The organism is uncultured Campylobacter sp., assembly GCF_938018145.1.
GTDB lineage: Bacteria > Campylobacterota > Campylobacteria > Campylobacterales > Campylobacteraceae > Campylobacter_A.
On record NZ_CALIII010000005.1, the window covers coordinates 1 to 6,913 of the forward strand.

A 6,913-nucleotide genomic window follows, 5' to 3' on the forward strand; every position below is an offset into this window, starting at 1 on the left:
AAAGATATAGCCCTCCTCGTCGATCTTAACGAGGTCGCCCGTGCGTAGCCAGCCGTTTACGATCGTCTCGTCGGTGGCGTCGGGCATATTTAGGTAGCCCTGCATCACGCAGTCGCCTTTTACGATTAGCTCGCCGACCTCGCCTGCTGGTAGCTCCATCATCTCGTCGTTTATGCATTTTACTTCGTAGCCCGGCAGCGGCAAGCCGACGCTTGAGATTTTTTGTTTTTGTAGCGTGTTTGCCGATACGATAGGCGAGCATTCGCTAAGGCCGTAGCCCTCTATCAGCACTGCGCGCGGAAATTTAACGCGAAAGTCGGTAATAGTCTGCTCGGCCAAAGGCGCTCCGCCGCTGATGAAAATCCTAATGCAGTTAAACCAGCGAAAATACCACGGGATTTTAGCTTTGCCGATAGCCGTATAGATCGCGGGCACGCCCAAAAATACGGTCGCGCGCTTGAGCAGGACTTGTTTTAGGACGTTTGAAAACGGGAAAATGGACTTTACTAAAATAAGCGAACACGCCGAAAATATCGGTAGCAGCACCATCGCCGTGAGGGTAAAGCTGTGAAACATCGGCAAAAACACGGCAAATCTATCTTTCGTGCGTACGTGAAAGACCTCGTGCGCGCCCTGGACGTTTGAGATGAGGTTGCGGTAGCTGATCATCGCGCCCTTTGGCTTGCCCGTGGTGCCTGATGTGTAGATGATGTGGGCTAGGTCGTCGATACTCGGTCGGTCGGTCAAATTTAGCTCTATACGGCAGTTTAGCGCGTGCGCGTAGGCGATATTGTTTCCGTCAAATTCGGCCCTATCGCCGATCCAGACGATCTTTTTTATCGCCGTTTTGCTATCTAGCCCTTTTATCTCTTTTGCGAGTTCGACCGAGGCGAATAGAAATTTTGCCCCGCAGTCGTTTATGATGTATTCGAATTCTTCGTATTTTAAAAAGGTATTTATCGGCACTGCAATCGCGCCAAGAAGCGTGATGGCAAAGTAGCTAGCTATAAACTCGGGCGAGTTATTTACGATCATCGCGACTCGGTCGCCTTTTTTTATGCCCATACCTTGCAAAAATGCAGCCAGCGTAAAGGCGTTTGCGCGTAGCTGATTGTAGCTAATCTTGCTAGTTTCTGTATAGATCGCGATACCGCCGCCGTTTTTACCTACTGCGGCGTTTAGCATATCCTCGAAATTTTCGTAAGGGTAGTTCATGGTCGCGCCTTAAAATTTATATTTTACGTTCAAATTTATCGCCTGAGCATTGCCACGTTCAAATTTGCCGTTTGGATAGAGTCCTGACGCGTTTGAGTAGTAGCTCACGTCGCGCGCCTTTCTGTCTTGGTAGAAGTAGCTAGCTCCAAGCTCCAAAGCGTCTGTAAATTTGTAGTTAAAGCCCGCTGCGTAGATGACGGCTTTGGTATCTGGCAGGTCAAAGCCCGTAGTATCGGCCCTAGAAGCTGCTTCGTCAAACGTAACTGCACCCATTAGGCGGAGTTTATCCGTAGCGTCGTGCGCTACGCCGATGCGGTAGGCGTTGCTGTCCTTCCAGTCGCGTTTTTTGGACGCATCAAATGCTGCAAAAAACGGGTTGCGGTAGTGAGCGGCCGAGGCGCCAGGGTAGTTGAAGTCAAGCTCTTTCCACGCCGACCAATAGGTTCTCTCAAAGTCAAATAGCAGCGTGGTATTTGCGATTTTGTACGATAGGGCTAAATTTAAGCTCGCAGGTAGCGGTACGGATAGCTTTGCGCTGCCGCTATATGAGCCGCTCGGAAATGCCCCCCTCGGATGCGCCGGCGCGCTGATGTCGGTGTCGCCTTTTAGATTCATATTTACTTTTGAGCGGTAGGTGGCCGCTAGGCTCAAATTTGAAGTCGGTTTATAGGTGATTGCCGCGTTGTAGCCGAAATTTATGCGGTCGCCTTTGATGTCTTGCGAGGCGGGTAGGGCGCCTGAGACCTCCTGCACGGCCTCTCCTCTAGCGTAAACGGCGCGCAGGCCAAAACCTAGCGCGATGTTATCGGTTAGCGCGTAGGCGACGCTAGGGTTTACCTCGATCACTTTTAGATCAAATTTTTTAGAAGTGGCCTTAGGTAGTCTTTCGTCCCATCTCATCGACATTCCCGCAGGCACGACGACTGATAGGCCAAAGCGCCAGTCATCAAACTGCGGCGTCACGAAGTGAAACGTAGGTACGAGCGCGTTCGCTCTTTTGGAGGTGAGTTTGTCGCCGTTATAGTGCCTATACTTCGTCTTTGACATGCGCAGGTAGGTTAGCGAGCTCTCTAGGTAGTGTCCGCCGTCTAGAAATATCATATTTGCCGGGTTGTTATAGGCTGCGTCGGGACCGAAGCTCGTCGCGACGTTTGAGTTTAAAAGCGCGATGCTATCGCCGCTTTGCTCCGGGATTTTAAAGCCCGCCGCATTTAGACAGCAGCAAGCCGCTAGGCAAACGCCGATATATTTTCTCATTTATTCTCCTTTAAAGTTTCTTAAAATTTTTATCTCGTCCGCCCAGATGCTCTCGTCGATCGTCTCTAAAACTAGCGGGATATCGTCCGTGCGGGGGTCGTTTATGATATTTTCAAATGTTTTTAAGCCCAAAAAGCCCTTGCCTAGGCTCTCGTGGCGGTCCTTTTTGCTGGCTAGGTCAAATTTCGTATCGTTTAGATGCATGCCGCACAGCATCTCGCGCCCGACTATCTCGTCAAATTCGCTCATCACGCGCCGGTAGTCATCTCTGATGTCGTATCCCGCGGCAAATGTATGACAGGTGTCGAGACACACGCCGATCCTGCTTTTATCGGTACAGCGTTTGATGATATAGGCTAGGTGTTCAAATTTAAAGCCCAAATTTGAGCCTTGACCTGCGGTGTTTTCGATGACTAGCTTTACGTTTTGGCTATTTTCTAACAGGAAATTTACCGAGTTTGCGATATTTTCTAGGCAAATTTCGGGCGAAATTTCATTTAGATACGAGCCTGGATGAAAATTTATCATCACTAGACCGAGCGCTTCTACGCGGTAAATTTCGTCCAAAAAGGCGTTAATGGACTTTTGGCGCTGCTCGGCGCTTGGATGGCCTAAATTTATAAGGTAGCCGTTGTGCGGCAAAACGTGCCTGGGCTCGATGCCGGCGGCTTTTAAATTTTGTTTAAATTTGGAGATATTTTCTGGGGTTAGCGGCTTGGCCTCCCATTGGCGCTGATTTTTGACGAACATCGCAAAGGCGTTTGCGCCGATATTTGCCGCATTTAGCGGAGCGTTTTCTACGCCGCCCGCGATGCTGACGTGCGCGCCGATAAATTTCATTGAAGCTCTTTTATGATGATTTTTATGCGGTTTTTAGCGTCGAAAAAGCTGATATTTTTACCGCAAACTTCGTATTTTATTGAATATTTACTTATATCTTGTATAAAACCGCACGAATTTGTCATTACATTTACGCCGTCATACAGCGGCTTGCGCTCTAAAATTTCCGCGAAAAAGTCGTCGTATCTCTCCTCTAAAAAGAACTTTTTGTTAAATTCTTTTTTCTCAAAGCACGCGCCGTTCATACAAATTTTGTCGTTTATTTTGAGATTTACCGTATTTACGCCCGAGCTGTAAATTTGCAAATTTAGCTGATTTGCGCTTTTGTGTAGGAAGCCCACGTCGTTGATTTTTAGCGGCGGAGTGAGGATGGTGACGGTAAATTTGTCTGATGATTTTTGGCTTTGTAGCGCGGCACAGCCTCCAAGCGCGAGGCATGCAAGCGCACTCAAAGCAAATTTAGAAAATTTTTTCATAATTTTTTATCCTTAATTTAAGCTGTTTTTTATTATCTTTAATGTAAAATCCCATTTCCGCTAATTTGTGGCCCCTTCGTCTAGCGGTTAGGACATCGCCCTTTCACGGCGGTAACACGAGTTCGAGTCTCGTAGGGGTCACCACTTCATTTTAAATTTCACAAAAGATTTTAATTTTATCCGCTTATCGCTTAAACACCCTTTATCTAAGATAATTTTTATTAAATTTAGATTTTCTAAAATTTAACCACAAAACCGTTTGCGCCGTATTTTGTAAACCAAAATTTTATCGCGTCAAATTTTAATCTCCGCCAAATAAACAAAAACCAGCCAAATTTAATCGTAAAATTTGATCGCCAAACGCCTGCGCCCGCCCGCTCAATCAAATTTAAACCCGTTTTGGCTATAATCGCGCCCTAATTTATAAAAAAGGAAAAAAATGTTCGATTGGATTTTTTCGCCCGAGGCGTGGCTGTCGCTCGTGACGCTAACGGGGCTTGAGATCGTGCTTGGTATCGATAACATCATATTTATCGCGATCCTAGTCGGCAAGCTCCCGCCCGAGCAGCGCGACAAAGGCCGCATTTTAGGGCTTTCGCTTGCGATGCTAACGAGGATTGCGCTACTGCTTTCGCTATTTTGGATTATGAAGCTTACCAAGCCGCTATTTAGCGTGTTTGACTTTACGATCACGGGGCGCGATTTGGTGCTGATTTTAGGCGGACTTTTCCTCATCGGCAAGTCCACGCTCGAGATCCACTCAAGCGTCAGCGGCGAGCACGAGGAGCACTCGGCGAGCAAAGGGCATGCGAGTTTTTGGGTCGTTATTGCCGAGATCGCCGTGCTTGACATCGTCTTTTCGCTCGATAGCGTCATCACCGCGGTGGGTATGGCAAATCACATCGAGATCATGATCCTAGCCGTGATGCTTGCGGTGGGCGTGATGATGTTCGCGTCTAAGAGCATCTCAAATTTCGTCGATAACAACCCGACGATCAAAATTCTCGCGCTTGCGTTTTTGATCCTGATTGGCTTTACGCTCGTGGGCGAGGGGCTCGGACTGCACGTGCCTAAGGGCTACATTTATTTTGCGATGGCGTTTTCTCTGGGCGTGGAGCTCATCAACATCTACGCTCGCAAAAAGTCGGCAAAGCGCGCGCAAGAGGCTCAAAAGTAAATTTGAGCCTTTAAAATTTGCTTTTAGGCGCGCAGGACGGCAAATTTGACGCTTCGGCTTTTGTTATTGAGGCGTCAAATTTAAACGGGGCGAATTTGAGCGGTAAATTTAAAAAGCAAAGGAGCTAGCGTGGACGTAAAAGGCGAATTTTTAGAGATTTTAGAGGGGCTTAGGAGTAAAAAGCTAGCGGCATTTTCACAAAAACTCATCAAAAACCCCGAAATTTTAGGCGTAAAAACTCCCGAGCTAAGACGCCTGGCAAAGCGAAATTTCGCTCGGCTAAATTTAAAGCAGATCGCCGAATACGAGCCGTTTTTTCACGAGGAGTTTATGCTAAAGGGCTTTTTGATAATGCTCATAAAAGACGACGAAGCTAAATTTAAGCTAGCTAGCGAGTTTATCAAAACGATGCCAAACTGGGCGGTGACGGACGGCTTTGAGCCTAAATTTACCGAGGCGCGCTACGTAGATGCGCTGCTAAAGCAGGCTCTAGGCTCAAATTTAGAATACGAAAAGCGATTTTTCTACGTTTATTTTATGCGTAATTTTGGGGCGCTTTCTCTCGAGCGATTTTTTGAAATTTGCGCCGAGGAAAAGGACGAGCGATACTACGTGCAAATGGCGGCGGCTTGGTGTTTAGCCGAGGTTTTTATCAAATTTGACGGCGCAGGGCGAGAGCTGCTAGAGAGCGGGCGACTGAGTAAATTTACCCACAACAAAACGATCTCAAAGATCCGCGACAGCTACCGCGTGCCAAAAGACGTAAAAGACGCGCTTTTGGAGCTCAAAATCAAGTGAATCTCACAAAAGAGCCCATAAACAAGCTCGTGCTGCGCCTAGCCGCGCCCGCGGGCGTCGCGATGAGCTTTAACACGCTTTACAACGTGACGGGCGTGTTTTTTGCCGCGCGCATCTCGACGCAGGCGCTGGCGGGCTTTTCGATGAGTTTTTTGCTCTATATCAGCGTCGTGGGCGTGGGGCTTGGCTTTGGTTCGGCGCTAACGGCGCTTGTGGGCAACGCACTTGGCGGAGGCAAGGACCGTCTAGCTAAAATTTATGCCGCAAAGGGCGTGTTTTTCGTGCTTCTTTGCGCGCTTTTTATGGGGCTTTTCGGCTTTATTTTCACGCCGCATCTGCTTAAAATTTTAGGCGCGAACGAGGAGTTTTTGCGCGAAGCCATGGCGTATAACCGCGTGATATTTCTTGCTTCGCCGTTTTTCTTACTCATAAAATCGCTAAACGGCGTGCTGGTGGCTACGGGCGACACGAAGAGCCTGCGAAACTGGCTTTTTGCGGGACTTTTTATAAATTTGGGCTTTTGCTTTTTTTACGTGGATTTTTGCGGACTGGGTATCGGCGGGATAGCGCTGGCGACGGCTTCGGTGCAGCTCCTTGGTTCGCTTTTTTTAGGCGTCAAAGTCGCAAAAACGGGCATGATAAATTTTTTAAATTTACGCTCGTTTGCTCCCGAGCTCGCCATCTACCGCAAAATTTTAGCCCAAGCCTTACCCGCGTGCCTAAACTACCTCTCGATGTCGCTTGGCGGGCTCGTTCTCATGCACTTTATCAGCCGCTACGGCACGCACGCGGTCGCAGGTTATGGCCTAGCTCTTCGTATCGAGCAGATCGTAATGCTGCCGACAACGGGCATCGCATCGGCTGTGCTGGGTATAGTATCGCAAAACTTCGGCGCGCGCGAATACGCCAGAGTGCGCGGCTGCTACGCCTATGCGGTCAAATTTTTAGCGTTTTACTGCATTTTTGCAGCGGCTTTTTGCCTTGGGCTCGGCGGGATTTTGGTTGGGTTTTTTGACGAGATGCCCGAAGTAGTGAGCGCGGCAAGGAGCTATTTTGCGGTAAATTCGCTAGCTTTTATAGGCTACGCACTCATAAATCTCTCCGGCTCGACGCTTCAAGGCGTAAAAAGACCCGCGGCGGTTTTTGTTTT

Annotated in this window: 7 protein-coding genes and 1 tRNA gene; 4 read left to right on the forward strand and 4 right to left on the reverse strand. The window is 48.4% G+C overall.

Annotation, left to right across the window (positions count from 1 at the left end; genetic code table 11):
- From Q0338_RS00095 to Q0338_RS00110, 4 genes are all read right to left on the reverse strand, one after another.
- On the reverse strand, positions 1–1,215 hold a 1,215-nt coding region (locus Q0338_RS00095), incomplete at its 3' end, for an AMP-binding protein (RefSeq protein ID WP_298084995.1).
- A 9-nt stretch (positions 1,216–1,224) separates the two neighbouring features.
- The gene (locus Q0338_RS00100) at positions 1,225–2,472 is read right to left on the reverse strand and encodes an OmpP1/FadL family transporter (RefSeq protein WP_298084996.1); all 1,248 of its coding nucleotides are present in this window, start codon (positions 2,470–2,472) and stop codon (positions 1,225–1,227) included.
- Positions 2,473–3,312, reverse strand: a complete 840-nt coding sequence (gene nfo / locus Q0338_RS00105; protein ID WP_298084997.1) for a deoxyribonuclease IV — start codon at positions 3,310–3,312, stop codon at positions 2,473–2,475.
- Positions 3,309–3,788, reverse strand: coding sequence for a hypothetical protein (locus Q0338_RS00110; RefSeq protein ID WP_298084998.1), 480 nt, complete (start codon positions 3,786–3,788; stop codon positions 3,309–3,311). The genes nfo and Q0338_RS00110 overlap by 4 nt, the downstream gene beginning before the upstream one ends.
- 69 nt (positions 3,789–3,857) lie before the next feature.
- On the opposite strand from Q0338_RS00110, the gene Q0338_RS00115 reads away from it, so the two are divergent.
- The 4 genes from Q0338_RS00115 to Q0338_RS00130 form a co-directional block, all read left to right on the forward strand.
- Positions 3,858–3,932, forward strand: a tRNA-Glu gene (locus tag Q0338_RS00115).
- 295 nt (positions 3,933–4,227) lie between these two features.
- Positions 4,228–4,965 carry a TerC family protein gene (locus Q0338_RS00120; RefSeq protein ID WP_298084999.1) on the forward strand — a complete coding sequence of 246 codons (738 nt, stop codon included), beginning with the start codon at positions 4,228–4,230 and terminating at the stop codon, positions 4,963–4,965.
- Between the two features lie 129 nt (positions 4,966–5,094).
- Positions 5,095–5,763, forward strand: a complete 669-nt coding sequence (locus tag Q0338_RS00125; protein WP_298085000.1) for a DNA alkylation repair protein — start codon at positions 5,095–5,097, stop codon at positions 5,761–5,763.
- The coding region (locus Q0338_RS00130) for an MATE family efflux transporter (RefSeq protein ID WP_298085001.1) at positions 5,760–6,913 on the forward strand (1,154 nt) is incomplete at its 3' end. The genes Q0338_RS00125 and Q0338_RS00130, both read left to right, overlap by 4 nt.